We start from the raw sequence: 25,608 nt of genomic DNA on the forward strand, positions 1-25,608 counted from the left end.
GGTCGAATGGTTCACCGTAGATCTCGCCGGATCTGTCCACGATACGGACCCCAAGGGGAAGGAGAGTTCGCTTCCAGCCGGCTTCCTGTTTCAACAGGCGCTGTCTGATGAGGCCTCCTTCAAGCAGAGTGGAACCGCGTGCATAAGCGCCTCTGCAGCCGTCAGGCTGCGGAGGCGTTTTTTTACATCGATCATCAGGGAGTGCCTTCGGGCTAGCGACAGGGGGTTGTCTCAATGTTTCCACGCATCCGCTCGGATGTGAAAGCCGTGTTCGACAACGATCCGGCTGCCCGTTCGACCATAGAGGTCGTGCTTACCTATTCCGGTCTGCACGCCATCTGGTTTCATCGGATCGCCCATTTTCTATACCGGCATCGCGGGTATGCGCTGGCGCGAGCTGTCTCCCAATTTGGGCGTTTCATGACGGGTATCGAAATTCATCCGGGGGCGGTCATCGGCAACCGGCTGTTCATCGATCACGGCATGGGGGTCGTCATCGGGGAAACGTGCGAGATTGGAGATGATGTCGTCCTGTTCCAAGGTGTCACGCTTGGAGGGACAGGGAAGGAAAAGGGGAAGCGGCACCCCACCATCGGCAGCAATGTGGTCGTCGGCTCGGGAGCCAAGGTGCTCGGCTCCTTCAAGGTAGGCGACAATTCGCGGATCGGAGCCAATGCCGTGGTGCTCCAGGAGGTGCCGGCGAATTGTACCGTCGTGGGCAATCCTGGGCGAGTGGTTCGACGAGACGGCATGAAGGTGAATAAGCTGAACCATGCCGATATGCCGGACCCCTCCAGCGAGTTGTTCCGCTCGCTGCAGGCTCAGATCGATGAGCTGAAACGAGAGTTGGAACGGGAGAGACGCAAGACCGGGGAACATGATTACACAGAGGAGCGGTATTGAATGACGCTGAGTATTTACAATACGTTAAGCAGAACGAAGGAAGAGTTTCACCCGATTGAGCCGGGCAAAGTAAAGATGTATGTCTGCGGTCCTACCGTGTACGACTACATTCACATCGGCAACTCCCGTCCGCTGGTTTTCTTTGATACGGTGCGTCGTTACCTGGAGTACGCCGGCTACGAGGTTCAGTACGTGGTGAACTTCACGGACGTCGACGACAAGCTGATTCGCCGTTCGGAGGAGCGCGGCATTCCCGTTCCGGAGCTCGCAAGCACGTTTATCGAGGCCTATTTGGAAGATGCCAAGAAGCTGGGGGATGAGAATGTCATTCACCCGCGCGTAACGGAGAACATGGATGAAATCGTCTCTTTCATCGCCGGCCTGGTGGAGAAAGGGGCAGCCTACGAGAGCGGCGGGGACGTCTTCTTCCGCACGAAGGCATTCCCGAAATACGGCCAAATCTCTCACAAAAACCTGGAGGAGCTCCAGCACGGAATCCGGATCGAGGTGGATGAGCGCAAGGAGAGTCCGCATGATTTTGTCCTTTGGAAAAAGGCGAAGCCCGGTGAAATCCGTTGGCCGAGCCCTTGGGGAGATGGACGCCCGGGCTGGCATATCGAATGCTCAGCCATGGCAGCCAAGTACCTCGGGGAAACGATCGACATCCATGGCGGCGGCGAGGACCTAGAGTTCCCGCACCACGAATGCGAGGCGGCTCAATCCGAAGCGCTGACAGGCAAGCCGCTTGCGCGTTATTGGATGCATAACCGCTACCTGAACATCAAGGGCGAGAAGATGTCCAAGTCGCTCGGCAACAGCTTGACGGTGCAAGCGCTCCTCAAGCATGCGAAGCCGCAGGCTTTGCGGTTCGTGATCCTGTCGACGCATTACCGCAACCCGATCAACTTTAACGATGATTCGCTCCAACAGGGAGAAGCCGGCGCGGAGCGTTTAAACAACAGCTTTTTGAGCCTGGTCCACCGTTTGCAGATTCTTACGGAATCGAAGAGCGGCTGGGTTCCGGAGTCCGAGGAGGCGCTGGATGCCATTCTGGCTCGGAATGAGCATGACGGCGAGGACGAGAGCGTTCAGGAAGCGTCTCGCGCCGTCCGGGAATTTGAAGCCCGCATGAACGATGATTTCAATACCCCTGATGCCATCACCGCCATGTTCGACCTGGCTACCGCAACCAACAAGTACTTGCTTGTGGAGCAGGCATCGCTTACGGTTCTTCAAGTTCTGGAACGGGCGTTCCTGCGCATGGATTCGGTGCTGGGCCTTCTCTTCGAGCAGGAAGCGACCGACGATGACGCCGGGATCGAACGGTTGATTGTAGAGCGCCAAGAAGCCCGCCGGTCGCGAGACTTTAAGCGAGCGGATGAAATCCGCGACGAGCTTGCAGTGCGCGGTATTCTGCTTGAGGATACCGCCCAAGGCATCCGTTGGCGCAGGAAATGAGGGAGGACGAACCGATGGAACCCGCCCCCTTATTTATCCCGCCGGCCAAGGATCCGAAGCTGATGAACCCGCTGGCGCTCGCCTACATGGGAGACACGATCTATGATCTGTTCGTGCGCCAGTACCTCATCGCCCAGCCGAATCACCGACCGCATCACCTGCATCGCGAGGCGAGCCGTTTCGTTTCCGCGAAGGCGCAGGCCAAGGCGCTAGAGAGATGGCTTCCTCTTCTCACGGAGGAAGAGCAGGATGTCGTCCGCCGCGGCCGCAATGCCAAGAGCGGGACGGTGCCGAAGAACACGGACGTGCTCGTCTACCGGCACAGCACCGCCTTTGAATGCCTCGTTGGATATCTGTACTACCGGCAGCAGCTTGACCGGCTGCACGATCTGCTCATGATCAGCATCAGCTCCTACCCGGATATTCTTGGATAGCACTCGAGCAAGAGGGAACCAACAGAGAGGAAGAACGAACATGGAAGAATATTTGGCAGGGAAGCACTCGGTGCTGGAGGCGCTCCGTTCCGGGCGGCCCATTCACAAGATCTGGTTCGCGGAAGGCGCACAGAAGCATCTCGTGACGCCGATTCTCGCCGAGGCGAAAGCGCTCGGCATCGTGACCCAGACGGCAGATAAGCGCAAGCTCGATCAGATGGCAGGCAGCGTTCAGCACCAAGGAGTCGTGGCGCAGGTGGCCGCCTACGAATACGCGGAGCTCGACGACATCCTTCAAGCAGCAGAAGAAAGCGGCGAGCCGCCTTTTCTTCTGCTGCTGGATGAGATCGAGGACCCGCATAACCTTGGTTCCATTCTGCGGACGGCTGAATGCACCGGGGTTCACGGTGTTGTCATTCCCAAGCGGCGCTCGGTCGGTCTTACTGCGACGGTGTCAAAAACCTCGGCGGGAGCGATTGAATACGTCCCCGTGGCCAAGGTGACCAATCTGGCCCAGACGATCGATGACCTCAAGAAGCGCGGGATTTGGGTGGCGGGAACCGACGGCAGCGCAACGCAGGATATTTACCGCACCGATTTCCGCATGCCCCTGGCACTGGTTATCGGCAACGAAAACAAAGGCATGGGGCGCCTCATCAAGGAAAAATGCGACTTCCTCGTGAAGCTCCCGATGTTCGGAAGCATCAACTCGTTGAACGCTTCCGTTGCCGCCTCGCTCTTCATGTACGAGGTTGTCCGTCAGCGCCGGATCGTCCAGTAGGCCGGTCATGAAGGACTATCTGATCGTCGACGGATACAACATCATCGGAGCCTGGCCTGAGCTCGCCCGATTGAGGGACATCCGTCTGGAGGATGCGCGGGACCGCCTGATCGACATTATGGCGGACTATCAGGCGTTCTCGGGGATGAAGGTCTACCTGGTGTTCGACGCCCATCAGGTACCCGGTATAGGCGGCAAGTACGAGCAGAGCCGTCTTCAGGTGGTATACACGAAGGAGAAGGAAACGGCTGACGAGCTGATCGAGCGGCTCGTGTCCGATCTGATCGGCAGGAGGCGGCACGTCTACGTGGCTACCTCCGATATGACGGAACAGCATGTGATCTTCGGTCGGGGGGCCTTTCGCCTGCCGGCGAGAGAGCTCCTGTCGAAGGTCAAAGAGAGCCGCAAGGAAGTCCGCAAACAGCTGGAGGATTCAAGAAAATCCGCGAATACCATCGACAGCAAGCTCAGCGATGATCTCCGAAAGCGGTTTGAACAGTGGAGGCGCGAATGAAGTTCCTTGTTCTGCCTGAATTTTCACTTGGCATCCCGCTCCGAAACAGGTTGACGATAATCGGAGCTATCAGGTATACTTATTTCATATGTTTGCTTATTTTCCCATTTTTCTGCGTTTCGCAATTGCTGCCTGACAGGCCAAGCCGGAGGGATTTTCGTGGGTATTGACCTCAATGATTTAAGAATGCAGGACTATGCCCTTTTGACCGATGAGGACAATGTCGAGGCGGTAAGAGCGGGGAACAGTGATGCTCTGGAACACCTGATCAACAAGTACAAGAATTTCGTTCGGGCCAAAGCCCGTTCCTACTTCCTGATCGGCGCGGATCGAGAGGACATCGTGCAGGAAGGCATGATCGGCCTGTATAAGTCCATCCGGGATTTCCGGGGAGACAAGCTGGCCTCCTTCAAGGCCTTTGCCGAATTGTGCATCACCCGGCAGATCATCACGGCCATCAAGACCGCAACCCGCCAGAAGCACATTCCGCTCAATTCCTATGTCTCGCTGGACAAGCCCATCTATGACGAAGAGTCCGACCGCACCTTGCTGGATATTATCTGCGGATCAAAGGTAACCGATCCGGAAGAGCTCATCATCAACCAGGAGGAATTCTCCGGCCTGGAGGATAAGATGGGCGAGATTCTGAGCGACCTGGAACGCCGAGTCCTCATGCTCTATCTTGACGGACGCTCCTATCAGGAGATCGCCGTAGATCTTGACCGTCATGTAAAGTCCATCGATAACGCCCTTCAGCGGGTGAAGCGCAAGCTGGAAAAATACTTAGAAGTTCGTGATATGGTCTAATCAAGAGCATCTGGTTCCTTCCGGGAACGACGGATGCTTTTTTTACTGGGAAGAGAGGAAGCAATCGGTGCTTTGGTGGTATAACTCCTGGTATTTTCGTCCATACTGGGTGGAGGCTGATTCCGCCCGGCCTCTTGGCTTGCGCCCCTCCGGTTTCTGCGAATCTCTCGAGAATTGCCAGAGTCCTGTCGGTTCACTTGACAGGCACTTGACGCTGTGCTAAATTATTTTAGGTAACCCTATTTGTCGGAGTCTGCTCAAGACAATCGGGGTTCTTTAATTCAGGTTGTCTCGGGAGGTGTGATCCATGCGGGTTATTATCACGTTGGCTTGTACGAGCTGCAAACAAAGAAACTACACGTCCAACAAGAACAAGCGTAACAACCCTGACCGCTTGGAGAAGAAGAAATATTGCAAATTCTGCAATTCTCATCAGCTTCATCGCGAGACCCGTTAAGGTAATACGGAGGTGCTGTTGTGGGATTCGTAGCCAGAATGAAGCAAGGATTCAGCTCCACGTTCTCCTTCTTCGCGGAAAGTTGGGCGGAACTGCGTAAGGTCAAATGGCCGGGACGCAAGGAATTGACCAGCTACACGATCGTGGTTATCACTACGGTCATTTTCGTGGGAATCTATTTCACTATCTTGGATTTGATCATTTCCGAGATCGTGAGATTGGTCACTAAATAAGAGTGACGCAAGGAGACGATCATGGAGAAACGATGGTATGTTGTCCATACCTACTCCGGGTATGAGAACAAAGTGAAGGCCAATTTGGAGAGACGCGTCGAGTCCATGAACATGACCGACAAGATCTTCCGCGTCCTCGTTCCGATGGAAGAGGAAGTGGTAAGCAAGGACGGCAAGAAGAAAACCGTCATGCGCAAGGTCTACCCGGGCTATGTCCTCGTGGAAATGATCCAGACCGACGACTCCTGGTATGTCGTCCGCAATACGCCTGGTGTTACCGGCTTTGTGGGCTCTACCGGATCAGGTTCCAAGCCGACTCCGCTTCTGGCCGAAGAGGTGGAGGCTATTCTTCGCCATATGGGCATTGAAGAGCCGAAACCACGGATCGACTTTGAGCTCAAAGAAACCGTTCGCGTGAAGGTTGGACCATTCGCCGACTTCGTGGGTTCCGTCGAAGAGATTCTGTTCGACAAGAACAAGCTGAAGGTGCACGTGAACATGTTTGGGCGCGAAACCCCGCTCGAGTTGGACTTCACTCAAGTGGAAAAATTATAGGACACACCGGGGGCTGTTGGCACTCGGCTTGTGCTCTATAATGGGTTTGGCGCGAGCTTCGTCCTATATGGACGGCACATGAATGCCGACCGCTCAGTGCGGTTCGGCGCGCGGTTAACCGGCTTCAGGGGTGGCGGAGTTCTCCGCAGCAGCCTGTCAGCCGTTTTGCCTTAGGTGGGAGGGTATTACCCGTTCGACCACATTCCAGCAAGGAGGTGTCCCTCATGGCTAAAAAAGTGATCAAAATGGTCAAACTGCAAGTCCCCGCAGGGAAAGCAAATCCGGCTCCGCCTATCGGTCCGGCCCTCGGTCAAGCAGGCGTAAACATCATGGCGTTCTGTAAGGAATTCAATGCTCGTACCGCCGATCAAGCCGGCCTGGTTATCCCGGTCGTCATCAGCGTGTTCGAAGATCGTTCCTTCACGTTCGTTACGAAAACTCCGCCCGCCGCTGTTCTTCTTCGCGTTGCAGCTGGTATCCAAAAAGGCTCCGGCGAACCGAACAAGAAAAAAGTTGCTACGGTAAAGCGCGACAAAGTTCGTGAAATCGCCGAGCAAAAAATGGAAGACCTGAACGCAGCATCGGTTGAAGCCGCTATGCGCATGGTCGAAGGTACCGCCCGCAGCATGGGCATCACGATCGCCGACTAATTGCAGTCCGGCATCATCCAAATGCGAGCTTCCCGAAACCGATTGACTCGTTTAGAGACTTTCCGTTTACCATTTGGATAACGACTCCTTGAGTCGTATGTGGGAGGATATTCCGTTAACACCACAAAGGAGGAACAAGACGTGCCGAAGCATGGTAAGAAGTATGCCGAAGCGGTCAAGAACATCGATCAAGATGCTCTCTACGAGCTTCTCGATGCGGTGACCGCGGTCAAGAAGAACGCGACGGCCAAATTCGACGAAACCGTCGAAGCGGCTATCCGTCTCGGAGTTGACCCGAAGAAACAAGACCAAGCCGTTCGTGGCGTAGTGGTACTGCCGCACGGAACCGGTAAAACGAAGCGCGTGCTCGTGTTCGCGAAGGGCGACAAAGCCAAGGAAGCGGAACAAGCCGGCGCTGATTTTGTCGGGGATCAAGACATGATCAACAAGATTCAGCAAGGCTGGTTCGACTTTGATGTCTGCGTAGCTACGCCGGACATGATGAGCGAAGTAGGGAAGCTGGGTCGTCTGCTTGGCGGTAAGGGCCTCATGCCGAACCCGAAGGCAGGCACCGTTACGTTCGATGTGACGAAGGCTGTGCAAGAAATCAAAGCCGGTAAGATCGAGTACCGTCTGGACCGTGCGGGACAAATCCATGCCCCGATCGGAAAAGCCTCGTTCTCGGAGCAACAACTGGCTGATAACCTGCGCGCTCTGATCGACGCCCTCGTTCGTTCGAAGCCAGCTGCTGCCAAGGGTGTATACCTGAAGGGTGCAGCGGTTGCGTCCACGATGGGACCGAGCGTTAAGCTGAATCTCCAATCCTTCCGTTAAGCCTTGACACGGGCTTGCCCGTCTGGTATGATGGCTAGGGTTTTTGGAATCGAATAGTCTGCCGTAGACAGTAGGTGCCCGTGTGTCGGGCTTAATTTCCTCCCGAGGCGTTCGAATACAGTTCGACCGTTCATGATGAACATCGAATTTCGGGCCTTCGTGCGGAATGCACGAAGGCCCTTCTTATATCGGACATCCGCTCGATGGCAGGACGACAGTAACAGGAGGTGTAACGATGGCAAACGCAAAGATTTTGGAGTCGAAACAAGAACAAGTTTCGGTAGTATCCGGCAAGCTGAAGGATAGCTCTACTACGGTTGTAGTGGACTACCGCGGCCTGAACGTGTCCCAGGTAACGGAACTTCGGAAGCAACTGCGTGAAGCAGGTGTGGAATTCGAAGTATTGAAGAACACCCTGGTTCGCCGCGCAACGGCTGACGCTGAGCTCTCCGAGCTTAACCAATACCTGACCGGCCCGACGGCCATCGCATTCAGCAATGAAGACGCGATCGCCCCGGCTAAGATCCTCGCCGACTTCGCTAAGAAGAACGACAAGCTGAACATCAAGGGCGGCGTTGTCGAAGGCAAAGTGGTCGGTTTCGACCAAATCAAGGCGCTGGCGGATCTTCCTTCCCGCGAAGGACTTCTGTCCATGCTGCTTTCCGTGCTCCAAGCTCCGATGCGCAACTTCGCGCTCGCAGTCAAGGCCGTATCCGAGAAGCAAGAAGGCGGAGCCGAAGCGTAAGCTTCTTCCGTACGGGCTGATCGCGTAACATTTCGCAACAGACACGCTTCATTCGAAGCCATAACTATGAATCCATGGAGGGTTAACCATGAGCAAAGAGCAAATCCTTGAAGCCATCAAAGGCATGACCGTTCTGGAACTGAACGATCTCGTAAAAGCAATCGAAGAAGAATTCGGCGTAACCGCAGCTGCTCCAGTAGCAGTTGTAGGCGGCGGAGCTGCTCCGGTAGCTGAAGAACAAAGCGAATTCGACGTAATCCTGGCTAACGCTGGTGCATCCAAGATCAACGTAATCAAGGTTGTTCGCGAAATCACCGGTCTCGGCTTGAAGGAAGCGAAGGACCTGGTTGACGGCGCACCGAAGGCAATCAAAGAAAAAGTATCCAAGGATGACGCTGAAGCTATCAAGGCTAAGCTGACCGAAGCCGGCGCAACCGTAGAAGTGAAGTAAGGTTGCCCTTGCACAGAACCCCCTTGAAGGTTGACTTCAAGGGGGTTTTTATCCATCACCGGAAGCGGGAGGCTTTGGCATGAGCGAGCATTACTATACCGGAAAGCCGACGGTGAAACACGATACCCGAACCTTGAAGGAAACGCTCCGCGGCATCGACTTTACCTTCCTGACCGATGCGGGCGTATTCTCCAAGGGCGGCATCGATTATGGGAGCAAAGCCCTTATCCGCTCCATGCAAATCGCAGACAAAGCTCGGGTGTTGGATGTTGGCTGTGGCTATGGTCCGATCGGGCTGACGGCGGCCAAGCTGGTTCCCAGCGCAAGCATTACGATGGTGGATGTAAATGAGCGGGCCGTAGAGCTCAGCCGTCAAAATGCAGAAGCGAACGGCATCCACAACGTAGAGGTGCTCGTAAGCGACTGCTTGTCAGCCGTGCGAGACCGGAGCTTTGATTGTGTACTCACGAATCCGCCGATCCGCGCAGGCAAAGAGATCGTTCACCGTATCTTTGAACAGGCGGCGGATGGTTTGGTGCCGGGAGGCAAGCTGTGGGTGGTCATCCAGAAGAAACAGGGGGCGCCTTCGGCGGTTTCCAAATTGGAGACCTTGTTCTCTTCCGTTAAGGAAGTGGACAAGGACAAAGGGTACCGGATCATTGTTTGCGAGAAATAGGCAAGAAGCGAAGCCTATCACGGGAGGGTCAGTTTTCCGATTGACTCTCTATTTGCTTTGTGGTATCATAATTAAATGTCAGTATAAAATGGGCTCCATGTCTTTAGTTGACTAAAATGTCAAGCCTTTTCTCTTGCCAGAGAGGCGCTGTCGGCCGGCAGACGCTTGTCAATCGGGCAATGGCAGGGGCTTGTGCATAAAGTTGGCCCGAATGGCGTATATTACTCCTTTTTTGGGCAATATCTATTGAGTAGGAGACTCGGCCGTTTTCAATATCGATGGGCAGGCGGGAAAACTGTTTTTCCGAGAGTCCGGTCGATCTGGCACTTGCGGTTGCCGCTCTTTGCAAGAAGAGATGGCAGTTCGCGAGACCGGCCGCACATCACAAGAAAGACTTTGACCGCGTAAGCATCGGCAGGTGAAGTCGCGGAAGGCTTCATCATTGAAGCTTTTTCTTGTTTTATCGCTGTCCGAAAGGGCGCTTCCACAAGCTTTCATAGGTTGGACGGAAACGCATTTTCGAACCGCTAATCGTTTTATTGAGTAGACACAAGGGGTGAAGAAAAGTTGGCAGGTCATCTTGTACAATTCGGACGACGCACACGCAGAAGTTACGCGCGGATCAACGAAGTCTTGGAAGTCCCCAACCTGATTGAAATTCAGCAGAAATCGTATCAATGGTTTCTGGATGAGGGCCTGCGGGAAATGTTCCAGGATATTTCCCCGATTCAGGACTTTACGGGCAATCTGGTGTTGGAGTTCATCGATTACAGCCTGGGCGAGCCCAAATACACCGTAGACGATTCGAAAGAACGCGATGTTACCTACGCAGCTCCCCTCCGGGTGAAGGTTCGCCTGATCAATAAGGAGACCGGGGAAGTAAAAGAGCAGGAAGTCTTTATGGGCGACTTCCCGCTGATGACGGACACCGGCACCTTCATTATCAACGGTGCGGAGCGTGTTATCGTCAGTCAGCTCGTTCGTTCCCCCAGCGTCTATTTCAGCACGAAAACCGATAAAAACGCGAAAAAGACCTTCACGGCTACGGTTATTCCGAACCGCGGTGCCTGGCTAGAGCTGGAAACCGATGCGAAGGACATCATTTATGTACGGATCGACCGTACGCGGAAGATCCCGGTAACGGTGCTTTTGCGCGCACTTGGATTTGGCACAGATGCTGAAATCCTCGATCTGCTCGGTGATGACGAGTTTATCCGCAATACCTTGGACAAGGATAACACCGACTCTACCGAAAAAGCGTTGATTGAAATCTACGAGCGCCTGCGTCCAGGCGAGCCGCCTACGCTGGATAATGCGAAGAGCCTGCTCGTGGCTCGCTTCTTTGATCCAAAGCGCTACGACCTGGCCAATGTGGGTCGATACAAGATCAACAAGAAGCTGCATATCAAGAACCGTCTGTTCAACCAACGTCTGGCTGAGTCGCTGGTTGATCCGGAAACCGGAGAAATCCTGGCAGAGGCCGGTCAAATGCTTGACCGTCGTCTGTTGGACCAAGTCCTTCCCTTCCTGGAGAAGAACCTGAACGGCAGAGCCTTCCCTGTTGCGGGCGGCGTATCCGAATCGGAAGACATCCCGCTGCAAGTGGTGAATGTCTACTCTCCGCAGGAAGATGGCAAGGTCATCAAGGTCATCTCCAACTCCATTATCGACAAGTCCGTCAAGCACATCACGCCGGCTGACATCATCGCGTCGATCAACTATTTCATTAACCTGCTGCACGGCATCGGAAACATCGACGATATTGACCACCTGGGCAACCGTCGTCTTCGCTCCGTTGGTGAGTTGCTGCAGAACCAATTCCGTATCGGGCTGTCCCGGATGGAGCGCGTCGTTCGCGAGCGCATGTCCATCCAAGACGCGAATGTCATCACGCCGCAAGCGCTGATCAACATTCGTCCGGTCATTGCCTCGATCAAAGAGTTCTTCGGAAGCTCCCAGCTTTCGCAGTTCATGGACCAAACGAACCCGCTCGCCGAGCTTACGCACAAGCGCCGTCTGTCGGCACTCGGACCGGGTGGTCTGACCCGGGAACGGGCCGGCATGGAAGTGCGTGACGTTCACCCGTCCCACTACGGCCGGATGTGTCCGATCGAAACGCCGGAAGGTCCGAACATCGGGTTGATCAACTCGTTGTCCACCTTCGCGCGGATCAACGAGTATGGGTTCATTGAAGCTCCTTACCGCCGCGTCGATCCGAAGACTGGTGTTGTTACGGAGCACATTGATTACCTGACGGCTGACGAAGAAGATAACTACGTCGTCGCACAGGCGAATGCTTCTCTCTCGGAAGAGAACAGCTTCCTGGATGAACAGGTCATCGTTCGGTTCAAGGATGAAATCCTGACGCTTCCGCGTGAACGCGTCGATTACATGGACGTTTCGCCGAAGCAAGTGGTTTCGGTTGCTACGGCGCTCATTCCGTTCCTTGAGAATGACGACTCCAACCGTGCGCTCATGGGATCCAACATGCAGCGTCAAGCGGTACCGTTGCTTGTTCCTCGTTCGCCGTTTGTCGGTACCGGGATGGAGCATAAGGCTGCGAAGGACTCGGGCGTCTGCATTGTCGCCAAGCACCCGGGTGTTATCGAACGGACGTCTGCCAACGAAATCTGGGTACGTCGCCAGGAAACCGTGGACGGCAAGGTCGTCACCGGCAACCTGGACAAATACAAGCTTCATAAGTTTGAACGTTCCAACCAAGGAACATGCATCAACCAACGTCCGCTCGTCTTCCGCGGTGAAGTGGTTCAAGCCGGTGATATCCTCGCCGACGGTCCTTCCACGGAGCAAGGCGAATTGGCGCTCGGCCGTAACGTGGTCGTAGCCTTCATGACTTGGGAAGGCTATAACTACGAGGATGCGATCCTTCTCTCCGAGAAGCTCGTGAAGGAAGACGTCTACACCTCGATTCATATCGAGGAGTATGAGTCGGAAGCACGGGACACCAAGCTCGGACCGGAAGAGATCACCCGTGACATCCCGAACGTCGGGGAAGAAGCGCTCAAGAATCTGGATGAGCGCGGCATCATCCGCATCGGGGCAGAGATCGCAGCCGGCGATATCCTCGTCGGTAAGGTAACCCCGAAGGGTGTAACCGAGCTGACGGCGGAAGAACGCCTCCTGCACGCGATCTTCGGCGAGAAGGCGCGCGAAGTGCGCGACACCTCGCTGCACGTTCCTCACGGCACCGACGGAATCGTCGTTGACGTGAAAGTCTTTACCCGCGAGAACGGCGATGAATTGCCGCCAGGCGTCAACCAGCTCGTGCGCGTCTACATCGCGCAAAAGCGGAAGATCTCTGAAGGCGATAAGATGGCCGGCCGTCACGGAAACAAAGGGGTCGTCGCCCGGATTCTTCCGGAAGAAGACATGCCTTTCATGCCGGATGGTACGCCGGTTCAAGTCGTGCTGAACCCGCTCGGGGTTCCGTCGCGGATGAACATCGGGCAAGTGCTGGAGGTTCATCTTGGCATGGCTGCCCGCGGTCTTGGCATCCACGTAGCGACACCGGTCTTCGACGGTGCGCACGAAAATGACGTCTTCGACACGATGGTCGAAGCCGGCATGCAACGGAATGGTAAGACCAAGCTCTATGATGGTCGTACAGGCGAACAGTTCGAGCGCGAAGTAACGGTCGGCGTCATGTACATGATTAAGCTGGCGCACATGGTTGATGACAAGATCCACGCCCGTTCAACTGGTCCGTACTCCCTCGTTACGCAACAGCCGCTCGGTGGTAAGGCTCAGTTCGGCGGCCAACGCTTCGGGGAAATGGAAGTATGGGCGCTGGAAGCCTACGGCGCTGCCTATACCCTGCAAGAAATCTTGACCGTCAAGTCCGATGACGTGGTTGGACGCGTTAAGACCTACGAATCCATTGTCAAAGGCGAGAACGTGCCGGAGCCGGGCGTACCGGAGTCCTTCAAGGTTCTCATCAAGGAACTGCAAAGCCTTGGCATGGACGTCAAGATCCTCTCCGAGAACGAAGAGGAGATCGAAATGAAAGAGCTCGACGACGAGGACGATGTGGCCAGCGACAAGCTGAACCTCAATCTCGAAGGCGCAGAATACGGCGTCGAATAACTCCCGGTCTCACCAGTAGCGGCCTTTCGGCCGTAGCATAATTGATCGCTTGCTTGAGGCGCCCCGGTTTTCGTTGTTCCGAAGCCCGGGGCCTTCGGCAAGCCACCGTGTCATTTCTGATATCCAGCTTTTCAATCTTGAGGAGGGTTGCTCCTTGATCGACGTAAACAATTTTGAATACATGAAAATCGGCCTCGCCTCTCCGGAGAAAATCCGCTCCTGGTCTCGCGGCGAAGTCAAGAAGCCCGAAACGATCAACTACCGTACGCTGAAGCCGGAAAAAGAAGGCCTCTTCTGCGAGAAGATCTTCGGACCGACAAAAGACTGGGAATGTCATTGCGGCAAGTACAAGAGAGTTCGCTATAAAGGCGTTGTCTGCGATCGCTGCGGCGTCGAAGTCACTCGTCAAAAGGTTCGCCGTGAGCGCATGGGCCACATCGAGCTGGCCGCTCCGGTCTCTCATATCTGGTATTTCAAGGGCATTCCGAGCCGTATGGGTCTCGCCCTCGACATGTCTCCTCGCTCCCTTGAGGAAGTCATTTACTTTGCTTCCTACGTTGTAACGGACCCAGGCGACACGCCTCTCGAGAAGAAACAACTTCTCTCCGAGAAGGAATATCGCAGCTACCGTGAAAAATACGGCTACGCCTTCCAGGCCGGTATGGGTGCTGAAGCCGTTAAAAAGCTTCTGCAGGACATCGACCTCGAACGCGAGCTCGAATCGCTCAAGGAAGAGCTTCGCACAGCTCAAGGACAACGTCGCAATCGGGCGATCAAGCGTCTGGAAGTCATCGAAGCGTTCCGCAACTCCAAGAACAAGCCGGACTGGATGGTCCTTGATGTCTTGCCGGTCATTCCTCCGGAGCTTCGTCCGATGGTTCAACTCGACGGTGGCCGTTTCGCCACGTCCGACTTGAATGACCTGTATCGTCGGGTCATCAACCGGAATAACCGTTTGAAGCGCCTGCTTGACCTGGGCGCTCCGGACATCATCGTACAGAACGAAAAGCGGATGCTTCAAGAAGCCGTCGACGCCCTGATCGACAACGGCCGCCGCGGCCGCCCGGTAACGGGCCCAGGCAACCGTCCGCTCAAGTCCCTGTCGCACATGCTGAAGGGGAAACAAGGTCGCTTCCGTCAAAACCTGCTCGGCAAGCGCGTTGACTACTCTGGTCGTTCCGTTATCGTCGTAGGTCCGAACCTGAAGATGTACCAATGCGGTCTTCCGAAGGAAATGGCGCTTGAGCTGTTCAAGCCGTTTGTCATGAAAGAGCTGGTCAACAAGGGCCTCGCTCATAACATCAAGAGTGCAAAGCGCAAGGTGGAACGCAGCAGCGCAGAGGTATGGGACGTTCTTGAAGAAGTCATTCGCGAGCATCCGGTTCTCCTGAACCGTGCCCCCACGCTGCACAGACTCGGGATTCAGGCGTTCGAGCCCATCCTGGTCGAAGGCAAGGCTATCAAGCTTCACCCGCTCGTATGTACGGCTTACAATGCCGACTTTGACGGTGACCAAATGGCCGTGCACGTTCCGCTCTCGGCTGAGGCCCAAACCGAAGCTCGCTTGCTCATGCTCGCTTCGGGCAACATCCTGAACCCGAAGGATGGCAAGCCGGTCGTCACGCCTTCCCAGGATATGGTTCTCGGCAGCTTCTATCTGACGGTTGCCGATAAGAATGCTCCGGGAACCGGTTCGGTGCTGAGCTCGATCCACGAAGCCATTTCCCTGTACCAACGGGGGATCGCTTCCCTGCACGCAGTCGTTGCCATTCCGGCGAAGCTGCTGCACAAGACGAGCTTTACCCCTGAACAGCAAAAAGCGATGATCATCACCACGATCGGAAAGATTATCTTCAACGAAATCTATCCGGACGATTTCCCTTATATCAACGAAGCGACGAAGGAAAATCTCTTGAACGGCATCTCTGACAAGCACTTTGTGTTTGAAAAGGGTGCGAACATTCAGGAACGTATCGCGGACGCTCCCGATACGAAGGGCGTGGGCAAGGAATACCTGGGTTCCATCATCGCCGAGTGCTTCCGTCGCTACAAGACGACCGAAACGTCGGTCATCCTGGACCGCATCAAAGAGAATGGCTTCACCTACTCGACGAAGGCCGGGATTTCCATCGCTGTCTCCGATGTTACCATTCCGCCGGAAAAAGCGCGTATCATTAAGGATTCCAATGAAAAGGTCAGTACGGTAACGAATCAATTCCGTCGCGGATTAATAACCGACGAAGAACGTTACACCCGAGTCATCGGCATCTGGAGCCGAACGAAGGACGAACTGACGGACATCCTGATGAAGTCGCTCGACCGGTTCAACTCCATCAGCTTGATGGTCGAATCGAAAGCACGGGGTAACAAATCGCAAATCACCCAACTCGGTGGGATGCGGGGCCTGATGGCAACGCCGACCGGCCGGATTTATGAACTGCCGATCATCTCGAACTTCCGTGAAGGTCTGACGGTCCTTGAGTACTTCATCTCGACCCACGGCGCCCGGAAGGGTCTGGCGGATACCGCGCTTCGGACGGCTGACTCGGGGTACTTGACCCGTCGTCTCGTCGACGTTGCGCAGGATGTCATCGTACGCGAAGATGATTGCGGAACCGACAAGGGCTTCTCCGTTAGCCGTATTCAGGACGGTAAGGAAGTCATTGAGGATCTGTACGACCGCATTGAAGGTCGTTATGCCTTCGAAACGCTCAAGCACCCGCAAACGGGCGAGGTCATCGTTGGCCGCAACGAACTGATCGAACCGAGCATTGCGGACGAGATCATCAATGCAGGGGTTGAGAAGGTTCAGATTCGCTCCGTTCTCAGCTGCCGCGCTCGTCATGGCGTCTGCAAGAAGTGCTACGGCCGCAACCTGGCGACCGGGGATCACGTGGAGATCGGGGAAGCGGTAGGGATTATCGCCGCCCAATCCATCGGGGAACCGGGAACCCAGCTCACGATGCGTACGTTCCATACCGGGGGCGTTGCCGGAGACGACATCACGCAAGGTCTTCCGCGGATTCAGGAGCTCTTCGAAGCCCGTAATCCGAAGGGTCAAGCGATCATCTCCGAGATCGACGGTGTCGTGAAGGATATCCGCGAAGCGAAAGATCGCCGTGAGATTGAAATTCAAGGCGAAGCCGAATCCAAGGTATACTCCGTCACCTATGGTTCCCGAATTCGCGTCTACAAGGATCAGCAAGTCGAAGCAGGGGATGAGCTTACCGAAGGTTCGATCGACCCGAAAGACATGCTTCGCATCAAGGGTATCCGCGGCGTGCAGAACTACATTCTTCAAGAAGTTCAGCGCGTATACCGGAACCAAGGCGTAGAAATCAACGACAAGCACGTCGAAGTCATGATCCGGCAAATGCTTCGCAAGATCCGCGTCATCGATGCGGGCCACACGACGCTCCTGCCGGGCTCCTTCGTCGATATGCATGAATACGAAGCTGCCAATTTGCAAGCACTTCTAAGTGGTGATGAGCCGGCAGTTGCCAAACCGGTACTGCTCGGGATCACGAAGGCGTCGCTCGAAACCGACTCCTTCCTCTCCGCCGCTTCCTTCCAGGAAACGACGCGGGTGCTCACCGATGCTGCGATCAAGGGCAAGGTGGACCAACTGCTCGGCCTCAAGGAGAATGTTATCATCGGCAAGTTGATTCCGGCAGGTACCGGGATGGCCCGCTACCGCAGCATTCGCCTGAGCGACGCCAATGGCGTACTGGGTGAACCGGAAGCAGCTGAGCTTGAAGGAGAAGTCTCCGAAGCAGCAGAACAAGTGGATGCTGTAGAAGTTCAGTAAATCGGAAGTTTTGTAACTCTATCCCCATGGGGATAACCTCTCGTTCATGTCAAGGATCGTTCACTTTCTTTGCAGAAAGCCCGAACTTTCCTTGACATGGAACTAGGGTGAATGCTATTATGTCGTAGTGTGCCAAAATCGATTGTTTTCCTGTGCTTTGGAGGATATGATTTCTTATGTCTTATGATAAAGTGAAGCAGGCTGGAAAGCTCCGGATTGGCACGAAGCAGGCGACAAGAATGATCGAGCTTGGAGAAGCGACGGAAGTCTTTGTTGCCAAAGATGCGGATCCGCGTCTCACCGGCAAAGTGGTGAACCTCTGCAAGAAATGCGGAGTGAACATCACTTACGTCGATTCCATGAAGCAGCTTGGCAAAGCATGCGGAATCGAAGTGGGAGCCGCCGTAGCGGCAGTTGCAACTGAATGAAGGACCTGACCGTTTTTGTTGCCGGTCCCCGGTGGCAAAAACGTTTCCTTTGTCCAATTGCGACTCACCTGGATCTGTGGGCTTGCAATACAAGAAGGAATAGAATGACTGGAAGGGGGTGCAGTAATGCCGACAATCAATCAATTAGTACGTAAAGGCCGCAAAGCCAAGGTGGTGAAATCCAAGTCGCCGGCTCTGCAAGTAGGCTTCAACGCACTGAAAAGAGAAGAAACCGATCTGAGCGCACCGCAAAAACGTGGAGTTTGCACTCGTGTCGGTACGATGACGCCGAAGAAACCGAACTCCGCTCTCCGTAAATATGCTCGGGTACGTCTGTCCAATCGGATCGAAGTAACCGCCTATATCCCGGGGATTGGCCACAACCTCCAAGAGCACAGCGTTGTGCTGGTTCGTGGTGGACGGGTTAAGGACTTGCCTGGTGTTCGTTATCACATCGTTCGCGGAGCACTTGATACCGCTGGTGTCAACAACCGCAAACAAGCCCGTTCCAAATACGGCGCAAAGCGTCCGAAAGCCGCCAAGAAATAATGGCGCATAATCTGCTAGACGATTCCGTAAGAAAGGGGGATAACTATGCCGCGCAAAGGTCCTGTAACACGAAGAGACGTGCTGCCTGATCCCATTTACAACAGCAAACTGGTTACTCGTTTGATTAACCGTATCATGATCGACGGCAAGCGGGGAACCGCACAGAAGATCCTGTACAACGCGTTCACCACGATTCAAGAACGCACGGGTAAGGATCCGATGGAAGTGTTCGAAGCTGCCATCAAGAACATCATGCCTGTTCTGGAAGTGAAAGCTCGCCGTGTAGGTGGTTCTAACTACCAAGTACCGGTTGAAGTTCGTCCGGAACGTCGTACCACCCTCGGTCTCCGTTGGTTGGTAAACTATTCTCGCCTTCGTGGTGAGAAGACGATGGAAGAGCGTCTGGCTGCCGAGATCATCGACGCCAGCAACAACACCGGCGCATCCGTCAAGAAACGCGAAGACACGCACAAGATGGCGGAAGCCAACAAAGCGTACGCTCACTATCGCTGGTAGAACCCCGGTTACGACCGGTTCATACGAAAGGAGAATACCCCATGGCAAGAGAGTTCTCCTTGAAAGATACGCGTAACATCGGGATCATGGCACATATTGATGCTGGTAAAACGACCACGACGGAACGGATCTTGTTCTACACCGGCCGTACCCACAAAATCGGGGAAGTGCACGAAGGTGCTGCCACGATGGACTGGATGGAGCAGGAACAAGAGCGCGGCATTACGATTACGTCTGCCGCAACCACCGCTCAATGGAAGGGCCACCGCATCAATATCATCGATACCCCGGGACACGTCGACTTCACCGTTGAAGTTGAACGTTCCCTGCGCGTTCTGGATGGAGCAGTGGGCGTGTTCAGCGCCAAAGAAGGCGTAGAACCGCAATCCGAGACGGTATGGCGTCAAGCTGACCGTTACGGAGTGCCCCGCATTGCTTACGTCAACAAAATGGATATCATCGGAGCCGACTTCCTCGGAGCTGTTCAGCAAATGCGTGAAAAGCTCGGAGCAAATGCTGTTCCGATTCAACTTCCGATCGGAGCCGAGAACGACTTCATCGGCATGATCGACCTGGTCGAAATGAAGGCACACGTCTACAAGGACGACCTGGGTAAGCAAGCTGAAGAAGTAGAGATCCCGGCTGAGTTGAAAGACAAAGCCGAAGAGCTCCGCCTTGAGCTGGTAGAAAAGGTTGCTGAACTGGACGAAGAACTTACGCTCAAGTACCTGGAAGGCGAAGAGATCTCGATTCCTGAGATCAAAGCCGCTCTCCGTAAAGGTGTCTGCGAAGTGAAGATCTTCCCGGTTATCTGCGGCTCTTCCTACCGCAACAAGGGCGTACAGCCGATGCTGGATGCCGTTGTGGACTACCTGCCTGCTCCGATCGATGTTCCGGACATCAAGGGACATCTGGAAGACGGCAGCGAAGTAACGCGTCGTTCGGCCGATAACGAGCCGTTCTCCGCACTCGCTTTCAAAATCGCTACGGACCCCTACGTGGGCCGCTTGACCTTCTTCCGCGTGTACTCGGGCGTTCTGAACTCCGGTTCTTACGTTCTGAATGCCACGAAGAACAAGCGTGAACGCGTCGGCCGTATCCTTCAGATGCACGCGAACAGCCGTCAAGAAATCCAGGAAGTCTATTCCGGTGATATCGCGGCTGCCGTTGGTCTGAAAGACACGACCACCGGGGACACCCTGTGCGACGAAAAAAACCCGGTTATCCTCGAGTCCATGAACTTCCCGGATCCGGTTATCTCCATCGCTGTTGAACCGAAGACCAAAGCCGACCAAGACAAGATGGGCGTTGCCCTCTCCAAGCTGGCGGAAGAAGATCCGACGTTCCGTTATTACACCGATGAAGAAACCAACCAAACGATCATTCAAGGGATGGGCGAGCTTCACCTGGAGATCATTGTTGACCGGATGCTGCGCGAATTCAAGGTAGAAACCAACGTGGGTAAACCCCAAGTTGCCTATCGCGAAACGTTCCGCTCCTCGGCGAAGGTCGAAGGCAAGTTCGTTCGTCAATCCGGTGGTCGCGGTCAATACGGTCACGTATGGGTCGAGTTCGCTCCGCGCGAACCAGGAGAAGGGTTCCTGTTCGAGAACAAGATCGTGGGCGGCGTGGTTCCGCGCGAATACATCGCTCCGGTTCAAGCAGGTATCGAAGAGTCGATGAAGAACGGTGTTCTTGCCGGCTTCCCGCTCGTTGATATCAAAGCAACCATCTTCGATGGATCGTACCATGATGTCGACTCCAACGAAATGGCGTTTAAGATTGCTGGTTCGATGGCCCTTAAGGCTGCCAAGGACAAGTGTAATCCTGTCCTGCTCGAGCCGATCATGAAGGTAGAAGTAACCGTTCCGGAAGAGTACATGGGCGACGTTATGGGCGACCTGAACTCCCGCCGTGGACGCATCGAAGGCATGGACGCCCGTCACGGAGCTCAAATCATCCGTGCGAAGGTGCCGCTGTCTGAAATGTTTGGTTACTCCACCACCCTGCGCTCCCGGACGCAAGGACGCGGCGTCTATTCGATGGAAATCTCCCATTACGAAGAAGTGCCGAAGTCCATTTCCGAAGAAATCGTGGCTAAGCACAAAGGTGCATAACCATCATAACCGCTAAATTAAGGAGGAATCGTTTCAATGGGTAAAGCTAAATACGAACGCAATAAGCCGCATATGAACATCGGTACCATCGGTCACGTCGACCATGGTAAAACGACCCTGACGGCAGCGATTACCACTGTTCTTTCCAAGAAATACGGCGGCGCAGCCGTAGCTTTCGACCAAATCGACAAAGCTCCGGAAGAACGCGAACGCGGTATCACGATCTCCACGGCTCACGTTGAGTACGAAACGGCTTCCCGCCACTACGCTCACGTTGACTGCCCGGGACACGCCGACTATGTGAAGAACATGATCACCGGTGCTGCTCAAATGGACGGAGCGATCCTGGTTGTATCCGCAGCTGACGGTCCGATGCCGCAAACGCGCGAACACATCCTTCTGTCCCGTCAAGTAGGTGTTGCTTACATCGTCGTATTCATGAACAAGTGCGACATGGTAGAAGACGCTGAATTGCTTGAACTGGTTGAAATGGAAATCCGTGATCTGCTCAGCGAATACGACTTCCCGGGCGACGACACGCCGATCATTCACGGCTCTGCTCGTGAAGCTCTGCAAAACCCGGATGGCGAATGGGCTGAAAAGATCGTTGACCTGTTCAACAAGATCGAAGAGTACATTCCGCTGCCAGAACGTCAAACCGACAAGCCTTTCCTGATGCCGGTCGAAGACGTGTTCACGATCACGGGTCGCGGTACGGTTGCTACCGGTCGTGTAGAACGCGGTACGGTTAAAGTCGGCGACGAAGTTGAAATCGTTGGTATCGCCGAAGAAACTCGCAAGACCGTCGTTACGGGCGTTGAAATGTTCCGCAAGCTGCTTGACTCCGCTCAAGCCGGCGACAACATCGGCGCACTGCTTCGCGGTGTTGACCGTAAAGACATCGAGCGCGGCCAAGTTCTGGCGAAGACGGGTTCCGTTAAGCCGCACACGAACTTCACCGCTTCCGTATACGTTCTGACGAAAGAAGAAGGCGGTCGTCACAAACCGTTTTTCACGGGCTACCGTCCGCAATTCTTCTTCCGCACCACGGACGTAACGGGAATCATCCACCTTCCGGAAGGCACCGAAATGGTTATGCCTGGCGATAACATCACCGTTACCGTCGAGCTGATCGCACCGGTTGCTATCGAAGAAGGAACGAAGTTCACGATTCGCGAAGGCGGCCGCACGGTTGGCGCGGGTTCCGTTGTCACGATCAGCAAATAAGCTTCGACCTCGAACTGGAGGGCTCCTGTCGATCGACAGGAGTCCTTTTTTAAATCGGCTTAAAAAAGCTTGAAATCTTTCTTGCTTTTCATCTGGGCCTTGTTATATAATAGTGAACGTTGGTCTGTGACGTTGCGATGATGTGGGAGGTTGCCGATACACCCGGCCCCTTTGCCATTGGGTGGGGTATTGGAGAATTTCCACGGAGTATGTCCGATTACAAATTGGGCGATAGAAGGAGGGACTTATATGGCAAAGCAAAAGATTCGTATCCGCTTGAAGGCATACGATCACAGGATTCTTGACCAGTCCGCAGAGAAAATCGTTGAAACGGCAAAACGTACCGGTGCAGGTGTATCGGGACCGATTCCGCTTCCGACTGAGAAGCAAATCATCACGATTCTTCGCGCGGTTCACAAGTACAAGGATTCCCGGGAACAATTCGAAATGCGTACGCATAAGCGCTTGATCGACATTGTCAACCCGACCCCGCAAACGGTCGACGCTCTCATGCGTTTGGACCTGCCGTCCGGCGTGGACATCGAAATCAAGCTTTAATAGTAGAAACTAATTATCCACATGTGAATGAAATGAGGTGTCAACATGACTAAAGGTATCTTAGGTAAGAAACTGGGCATGACTCAAGTTTTTACTCCTGATGGTACGGTTATTCCGGTAACCGTCATCCTGGCTGGTCCTTGTGTAGTCCTCCAAAAGAAAGACGTGGAGAACGACGGCTACGAAGCGATCCAACTCGGCTTTGACGATAGAAAGAAAAACGCCATCAAACCTGAGCTGGGCCACGCGAACAAAGCGGGCACGGCCCCTAAGCGCTACATTAAAGAATTCCGCGGGGTAACTTTGTCTGATTATGAAGTTGGCCAAGAATTGAAGGCTGACGTGTTCTCCGAAGGCGAATTCGTTGATGTCACGGGCACTTCCAAGGGTAAAGGGTTCCAAGGTAACATCAAGCGTTGGGGACAACACACCGGGCCGATGGCTCACGGTTCCCGCTATCACCGCGGACCAGGTTCGATGGGTTCGATCCAAGCGAACCGTGTACCGAAGGGCAAGCACCTTCCGGGCCACATGGGTGTCGAAACCGTAACCCTGCAAAACCTGCAAGTGGTGAAAGTCGACACGGAACGCAATGTGCTGCTCATCAAGGGTTCCATTCCGGGCCCTAAAAATAGCTACGTTTCCGTCAAATCGACGGTTAAGAAGTAAGAAGCGGAAAGGAGGATCACCATGCCTAAAGTAGCAGTTTACAACGTCAGCGGTTCGGAAGTCGGCGAAATCGAGCTGTCCGAATCCGTATTCGGTATCGAACCGAATGTACACGTGCTTCACTCGGCTGTTGTCATGCAGCAGGCTTCCCTGCGTGCAGGTACGCACAGCACGAAAGGCCGTTCGGAAGTTCGCGGCGGCGGACGCAAGCCGTGGAAACAAAAAGGAACCGGCCGCGCTCGCCAAGGTTCCATCCGCGCTCCTCAATGGAAGGGCGGCGGGATCGTATTTGGCCCGACTCCTCGCAGCTATGGCTACAAGCTGCCGAAGAAAGTTCGTCGTCTCGCTATCAAATCCGCACTGTCTTCCAAAGTGATCGACAATAACATCGTTGTTCTTGATCAACTGAGCATCACAGCTCCGAAGACGAAAGAGATCGTCAGCCTGTTGAAGAACCTGAAGGCAGACCGCCGCGCGCTGGTTGTCACCGGTGAATTCAACGAGAACGTCGCTCTCTCCGCCCGCAACATCCCGGGCGTGAAGTTCGTCAGCGCATCCGGCATCAACGTCCTTGACGTCATGCTGCATGACAAGCTGATCATCACCAAGGAAGCGGTCGAGAAAGTACAGGAGGTGCTGGCGTAATGAAAGATCCTCGCGATATTATCAAGCGCCCGGTCATTACGGAACGTACCAGCGACCTGATGGCTGCCAAGAAGTATGTCTTCGAAGTGGACATCCGCGCCAACAAGACCGAAATCAAGCAAGCCGTTGAAGCGATCTTCAAAGTGAAGGTAGTGAGCGTAAACACGCTTCGCATGCCGGCTAAACCGAAGCGCTACGGCCGTTACTCCGGCTACCGCTCGGAGTGGAAAAAAGCCATCGTGGCTCTTTCCCCGGAAAGCAAAGAACTCGAATTCTTTGAAACCGTGTAAGACCACCATCTTTCGAGTAAGGAGGGAATCCAAGTGCCAGTAAAAAAATACAAACCGACTTCGCCGGCTCGTCGCTCGATGTCCGTCTCTACATTTGAAGAGATCACCGCGAGCGTACCGGAGAAATCTTTGCTTGCGCCTCTTAGCAAGAAAGCCGGCCGTAACAACCAAGGTAAGATTACGGTTCGTCACCAAGGCGGCGGTGCTAAGCGCAAATATCGGATTATCGATTTCAAGCGGAACAAAGATGGAATACCCGGTCGCGTTGCTACGATCGAGTATGACCCGAACCGTTCGGCTAACATCGCTTTGATTCATTATGTGGACGGGGAAAAGCGTTACATCATCGCCCCGAAGGGTTTGAAGGTTGATGACGTCATCACCTCCGGTGTTGGCTCTGACATCAAAGTGGGCAATGCCCTTCCGCTGGAGAACATCCCGGTCGGTACCGTTATCCACAACATCGAGCTGAAGCCTGGTAAAGGCGGCCAAATGGTCCGCGCAGCCGGTACGGAAGCTCAACTGCTTGGTAAAGAAGAAGACTACGTCACCATTCGTCTTTCCTCCGGTGAAGTACGTCGCATTCTGAAGAACTGCCGCGCTACCATCGGCTCCGTCGGCAACGGCGACCACGAGCTCGTGAAGATCGGTAAAGCCGGTCGTGCTCGTCACATGGGCAAGCGTCCGGAAGTCCGCGGTGTCGTCATGAACCCAGTGGATCACCCGCACGGCGGTGGCGAAGGCCGCGCTCCGATCGGCCGCAAATCGCCTTTGTCTCCTTGGGGCAAACCGACTCTCGGCTACAAGACCCGCAAGAAGAACAAAGCTTCCAACAAGTACATTGTACGCCGTCGCACGAAATAAGATTGCACGAGATAAGGCTTATGGAAGGGAGGATCTTCAATGGGACGCAGCTTGAAAAAAGGACCTTTTGTAGACAGCTATCTGCTTAAGAAAGTCGAAGAGGCCGGCGACACCACTCAACGTAAAGTGGTCATCAAGACCTGGTCGCGCCGTTCCACGATTTTTCCGCAGTTCATCGGACATACGTTCGCGGTGTACGACGGAAGAAAGCATGTTCCGGTTTATGTAACGGAAGACATGGTGGGACACAAGCTCGGCGAGTTTGCCCCGACGCGCACGTACAAAGGGCACACCGACGACGACAAGAAGACCGGCCGCCGCTAAAACCGGTCTTT

Annotated in this window: 27 protein-coding genes and 1 other annotated feature; all 27 genes read left to right on the top strand. The window is 54.5% G+C overall.

Features of this window, described 5'->3' with window-relative positions:
• Positions 1-234: 234 nt before the first annotated feature.
• Positions 235-903 (top strand): serine O-acetyltransferase, encoded by a 669-nt coding sequence (gene cysE / locus AAFN83_RS21325; protein WP_347773167.1) that lies wholly within the window; start codon positions 235-237, stop codon positions 901-903.
• Positions 904-2,361, top strand: coding sequence for a cysteine--tRNA ligase (gene cysS / locus AAFN83_RS21330; RefSeq protein ID WP_347773169.1), 1,458 nt, complete (start codon positions 904-906; stop codon positions 2,359-2,361). It begins immediately after the preceding gene.
• Between the two features lie 14 nt (positions 2,362-2,375).
• Complete coding sequence (locus tag AAFN83_RS21335; RefSeq protein WP_347773171.1) at positions 2,376-2,795, top strand: Mini-ribonuclease 3; 420 nt, start codon at positions 2,376-2,378, stop codon at positions 2,793-2,795.
• Between the two features lie 40 nt (positions 2,796-2,835).
• A complete protein-coding gene (rlmB, locus tag AAFN83_RS21340; RefSeq protein WP_347773173.1) occupies positions 2,836-3,576 on the top strand; it encodes a 23S rRNA (guanosine(2251)-2'-O)-methyltransferase RlmB in 741 nt (246 codons plus the stop codon).
• 7 nt (positions 3,577-3,583) lie between these two features.
• Entirely contained in the window at positions 3,584-4,090 is a 507-nt protein-coding gene (locus AAFN83_RS21345) for an NYN domain-containing protein (protein ID WP_347773175.1), read from the top strand.
• Positions 4,091-4,249: 159 nt separating this feature from the next.
• Entirely contained in the window at positions 4,250-4,897 is a 648-nt protein-coding gene (gene sigH / locus AAFN83_RS21350; protein WP_347773177.1) for an RNA polymerase sporulation sigma factor SigH, read from the top strand.
• A 307-nt stretch (positions 4,898-5,204) separates the two neighbouring features.
• The gene (gene rpmG / locus AAFN83_RS21355) at positions 5,205-5,354 is read left to right on the top strand and encodes a 50S ribosomal protein L33 (RefSeq protein WP_040953140.1); all 150 of its coding nucleotides are present in this window, start codon (positions 5,205-5,207) and stop codon (positions 5,352-5,354) included.
• A gap of 20 nt (positions 5,355-5,374) precedes the next feature.
• Positions 5,375-5,587, top strand: a complete 213-nt coding sequence (gene secE / locus AAFN83_RS21360; protein ID WP_058300181.1) for a preprotein translocase subunit SecE — start codon at positions 5,375-5,377, stop codon at positions 5,585-5,587.
• Between the two features lie 21 nt (positions 5,588-5,608).
• Positions 5,609-6,142, top strand: coding sequence for a transcription termination/antitermination protein NusG (nusG, locus tag AAFN83_RS21365; protein ID WP_347773180.1), 534 nt, complete (start codon positions 5,609-5,611; stop codon positions 6,140-6,142).
• Positions 6,143-6,366: 224 nt separating this feature from the next.
• Entirely contained in the window at positions 6,367-6,792 is a 426-nt protein-coding gene (gene rplK, locus AAFN83_RS21370) for a 50S ribosomal protein L11 (protein WP_347773182.1), read from the top strand.
• A gap of 141 nt (positions 6,793-6,933) precedes the next feature.
• Positions 6,934-7,626 carry a 50S ribosomal protein L1 gene (gene rplA, locus AAFN83_RS21375; protein WP_347773184.1) on the top strand — a complete coding sequence of 231 codons (693 nt, stop codon included), beginning with the start codon at positions 6,934-6,936 and terminating at the stop codon, positions 7,624-7,626.
• Positions 7,627-7,669: 43 nt separating this feature from the next.
• Positions 7,670-7,819, top strand: a sequence feature (ribosomal protein L10 leader region).
• Positions 7,820-7,861: 42 nt separating this feature from the next.
• Positions 7,862-8,371 (top strand): 50S ribosomal protein L10, encoded by a 510-nt coding sequence (gene rplJ / locus AAFN83_RS21380; RefSeq protein WP_347773186.1) that lies wholly within the window; start codon positions 7,862-7,864, stop codon positions 8,369-8,371.
• 88 nt (positions 8,372-8,459) lie between these two features.
• Positions 8,460-8,822, top strand: coding sequence for a 50S ribosomal protein L7/L12 (gene rplL / locus AAFN83_RS21385; RefSeq protein ID WP_347773188.1), 363 nt, complete (start codon positions 8,460-8,462; stop codon positions 8,820-8,822).
• 79 nt (positions 8,823-8,901) lie between these two features.
• A complete protein-coding gene (locus AAFN83_RS21390) occupies positions 8,902-9,498 on the top strand; it encodes a class I SAM-dependent methyltransferase (protein WP_347773190.1) in 597 nt (198 codons plus the stop codon).
• A gap of 567 nt (positions 9,499-10,065) precedes the next feature.
• On the top strand, positions 10,066-13,602 hold the full coding sequence (gene rpoB / locus AAFN83_RS21395; protein WP_347773192.1) for a DNA-directed RNA polymerase subunit beta: 3,537 nt from the start codon (positions 10,066-10,068) through the stop codon (positions 13,600-13,602).
• A gap of 154 nt (positions 13,603-13,756) precedes the next feature.
• The gene (gene rpoC, locus AAFN83_RS21400; RefSeq protein ID WP_347773194.1) at positions 13,757-17,410 is read left to right on the top strand and encodes a DNA-directed RNA polymerase subunit beta'; all 3,654 of its coding nucleotides are present in this window, start codon (positions 13,757-13,759) and stop codon (positions 17,408-17,410) included.
• A 176-nt stretch (positions 17,411-17,586) separates the two neighbouring features.
• The gene (locus AAFN83_RS21405) at positions 17,587-17,838 is read left to right on the top strand and encodes a 50S ribosomal protein L7ae-like protein (protein WP_347773196.1); all 252 of its coding nucleotides are present in this window, start codon (positions 17,587-17,589) and stop codon (positions 17,836-17,838) included.
• A 126-nt stretch (positions 17,839-17,964) separates the two neighbouring features.
• On the top strand, positions 17,965-18,387 hold the full coding sequence (gene rpsL, locus AAFN83_RS21410) for a 30S ribosomal protein S12 (RefSeq protein WP_347773198.1): 423 nt from the start codon (positions 17,965-17,967) through the stop codon (positions 18,385-18,387).
• A gap of 45 nt (positions 18,388-18,432) precedes the next feature.
• Positions 18,433-18,903: a 30S ribosomal protein S7 gene (gene rpsG, locus AAFN83_RS21415; protein ID WP_347773200.1), complete on the top strand. Its 471-nt coding sequence runs from the start codon at positions 18,433-18,435 to the stop codon at positions 18,901-18,903.
• A gap of 41 nt (positions 18,904-18,944) precedes the next feature.
• Positions 18,945-21,020: an elongation factor G gene (gene fusA, locus AAFN83_RS21420; protein ID WP_347773202.1), complete on the top strand. Its 2,076-nt coding sequence runs from the start codon at positions 18,945-18,947 to the stop codon at positions 21,018-21,020.
• A 36-nt stretch (positions 21,021-21,056) separates the two neighbouring features.
• A complete protein-coding gene (tuf, locus tag AAFN83_RS21425; protein ID WP_347773204.1) occupies positions 21,057-22,247 on the top strand; it encodes an elongation factor Tu in 1,191 nt (396 codons plus the stop codon).
• Between the two features lie 249 nt (positions 22,248-22,496).
• The gene (rpsJ, locus tag AAFN83_RS21430) at positions 22,497-22,805 is read left to right on the top strand and encodes a 30S ribosomal protein S10 (RefSeq protein WP_027087350.1); all 309 of its coding nucleotides are present in this window, start codon (positions 22,497-22,499) and stop codon (positions 22,803-22,805) included.
• Positions 22,806-22,850: 45 nt separating this feature from the next.
• A complete protein-coding gene (gene rplC / locus AAFN83_RS21435) occupies positions 22,851-23,474 on the top strand; it encodes a 50S ribosomal protein L3 (protein WP_347773207.1) in 624 nt (207 codons plus the stop codon).
• A 21-nt stretch (positions 23,475-23,495) separates the two neighbouring features.
• Positions 23,496-24,119: a 50S ribosomal protein L4 gene (gene rplD / locus AAFN83_RS21440; protein WP_347773209.1), complete on the top strand. Its 624-nt coding sequence runs from the start codon at positions 23,496-23,498 to the stop codon at positions 24,117-24,119.
• Complete coding sequence (rplW, locus tag AAFN83_RS21445) at positions 24,119-24,409, top strand: 50S ribosomal protein L23 (RefSeq protein WP_347773211.1); 291 nt, start codon at positions 24,119-24,121, stop codon at positions 24,407-24,409. The genes rplD and rplW overlap by 1 nt, the downstream gene beginning before the upstream one ends.
• A 33-nt stretch (positions 24,410-24,442) precedes the next feature.
• The gene (gene rplB / locus AAFN83_RS21450; RefSeq protein WP_347773213.1) at positions 24,443-25,273 is read left to right on the top strand and encodes a 50S ribosomal protein L2; all 831 of its coding nucleotides are present in this window, start codon (positions 24,443-24,445) and stop codon (positions 25,271-25,273) included.
• A gap of 39 nt (positions 25,274-25,312) precedes the next feature.
• Positions 25,313-25,597 (top strand): 30S ribosomal protein S19, encoded by a 285-nt coding sequence (rpsS, locus tag AAFN83_RS21455; RefSeq protein ID WP_347773215.1) that lies wholly within the window; start codon positions 25,313-25,315, stop codon positions 25,595-25,597.
• Positions 25,598-25,608 lie beyond the last annotated feature (11 nt).

It is taken from the genome of Gorillibacterium sp. CAU 1737 (assembly GCF_039888655.1).
Taxonomy (GTDB): domain Bacteria; phylum Bacillota; class Bacilli; order Paenibacillales; family NBRC-103111; genus Gorillibacterium.

Excerpts from the sequence above, each read along its gene's own strand:
- rplD (WP_347773209.1), top strand. The coding sequence starts at position 23,496 with ATGCCTAAAGTAGCAGTTTACAACGTCAGCGGTTCGGAAGTCGGCGAA.
- AAFN83_RS21345 (WP_347773175.1), top strand. The coding sequence starts at position 3,584 with ATGAAGGACTATCTGATCGTCGACGGATACAACATCATCGGAGCCTGG.
- rpsG (WP_347773200.1), top strand. The coding sequence starts at position 18,433 with ATGCCGCGCAAAGGTCCTGTAACACGAAGAGACGTGCTGCCTGATCCC.
- rplW (WP_347773211.1), top strand. The coding sequence starts at position 24,119 with ATGAAAGATCCTCGCGATATTATCAAGCGCCCGGTCATTACGGAACGT.
- fusA (WP_347773202.1), top strand. The coding sequence starts at position 18,945 with ATGGCAAGAGAGTTCTCCTTGAAAGATACGCGTAACATCGGGATCATG.
- rplJ (WP_347773186.1), top strand. The coding sequence starts at position 7,862 with ATGGCAAACGCAAAGATTTTGGAGTCGAAACAAGAACAAGTTTCGGTA.
- AAFN83_RS21390 (WP_347773190.1), top strand. The coding sequence starts at position 8,902 with ATGAGCGAGCATTACTATACCGGAAAGCCGACGGTGAAACACGATACC.
- cysE (WP_347773167.1), top strand. The coding sequence starts at position 235 with ATGTTTCCACGCATCCGCTCGGATGTGAAAGCCGTGTTCGACAACGAT.
- rplK (WP_347773182.1), top strand. The coding sequence starts at position 6,367 with ATGGCTAAAAAAGTGATCAAAATGGTCAAACTGCAAGTCCCCGCAGGG.
- rplL (WP_347773188.1), top strand. The coding sequence starts at position 8,460 with ATGAGCAAAGAGCAAATCCTTGAAGCCATCAAAGGCATGACCGTTCTG.
- rplC (WP_347773207.1), top strand. The coding sequence starts at position 22,851 with ATGACTAAAGGTATCTTAGGTAAGAAACTGGGCATGACTCAAGTTTTT.
- rpsS (WP_347773215.1), top strand. The coding sequence starts at position 25,313 with ATGGGACGCAGCTTGAAAAAAGGACCTTTTGTAGACAGCTATCTGCTT.
- rpmG (WP_040953140.1), top strand. The coding sequence starts at position 5,205 with ATGCGGGTTATTATCACGTTGGCTTGTACGAGCTGCAAACAAAGAAAC.
- cysS (WP_347773169.1), top strand. The coding sequence starts at position 904 with ATGACGCTGAGTATTTACAATACGTTAAGCAGAACGAAGGAAGAGTTT.
- AAFN83_RS21405 (WP_347773196.1), top strand. The coding sequence starts at position 17,587 with ATGTCTTATGATAAAGTGAAGCAGGCTGGAAAGCTCCGGATTGGCACG.
- rpsL (WP_347773198.1), top strand. The coding sequence starts at position 17,965 with ATGCCGACAATCAATCAATTAGTACGTAAAGGCCGCAAAGCCAAGGTG.
- nusG (WP_347773180.1), top strand. The coding sequence starts at position 5,609 with ATGGAGAAACGATGGTATGTTGTCCATACCTACTCCGGGTATGAGAAC.
- rlmB (WP_347773173.1), top strand. The coding sequence starts at position 2,836 with ATGGAAGAATATTTGGCAGGGAAGCACTCGGTGCTGGAGGCGCTCCGT.
- AAFN83_RS21335 (WP_347773171.1), top strand. The coding sequence starts at position 2,376 with ATGGAACCCGCCCCCTTATTTATCCCGCCGGCCAAGGATCCGAAGCTG.
- tuf (WP_347773204.1), top strand. The coding sequence starts at position 21,057 with ATGGGTAAAGCTAAATACGAACGCAATAAGCCGCATATGAACATCGGT.
- rpsJ (WP_027087350.1), top strand. The coding sequence starts at position 22,497 with ATGGCAAAGCAAAAGATTCGTATCCGCTTGAAGGCATACGATCACAGG.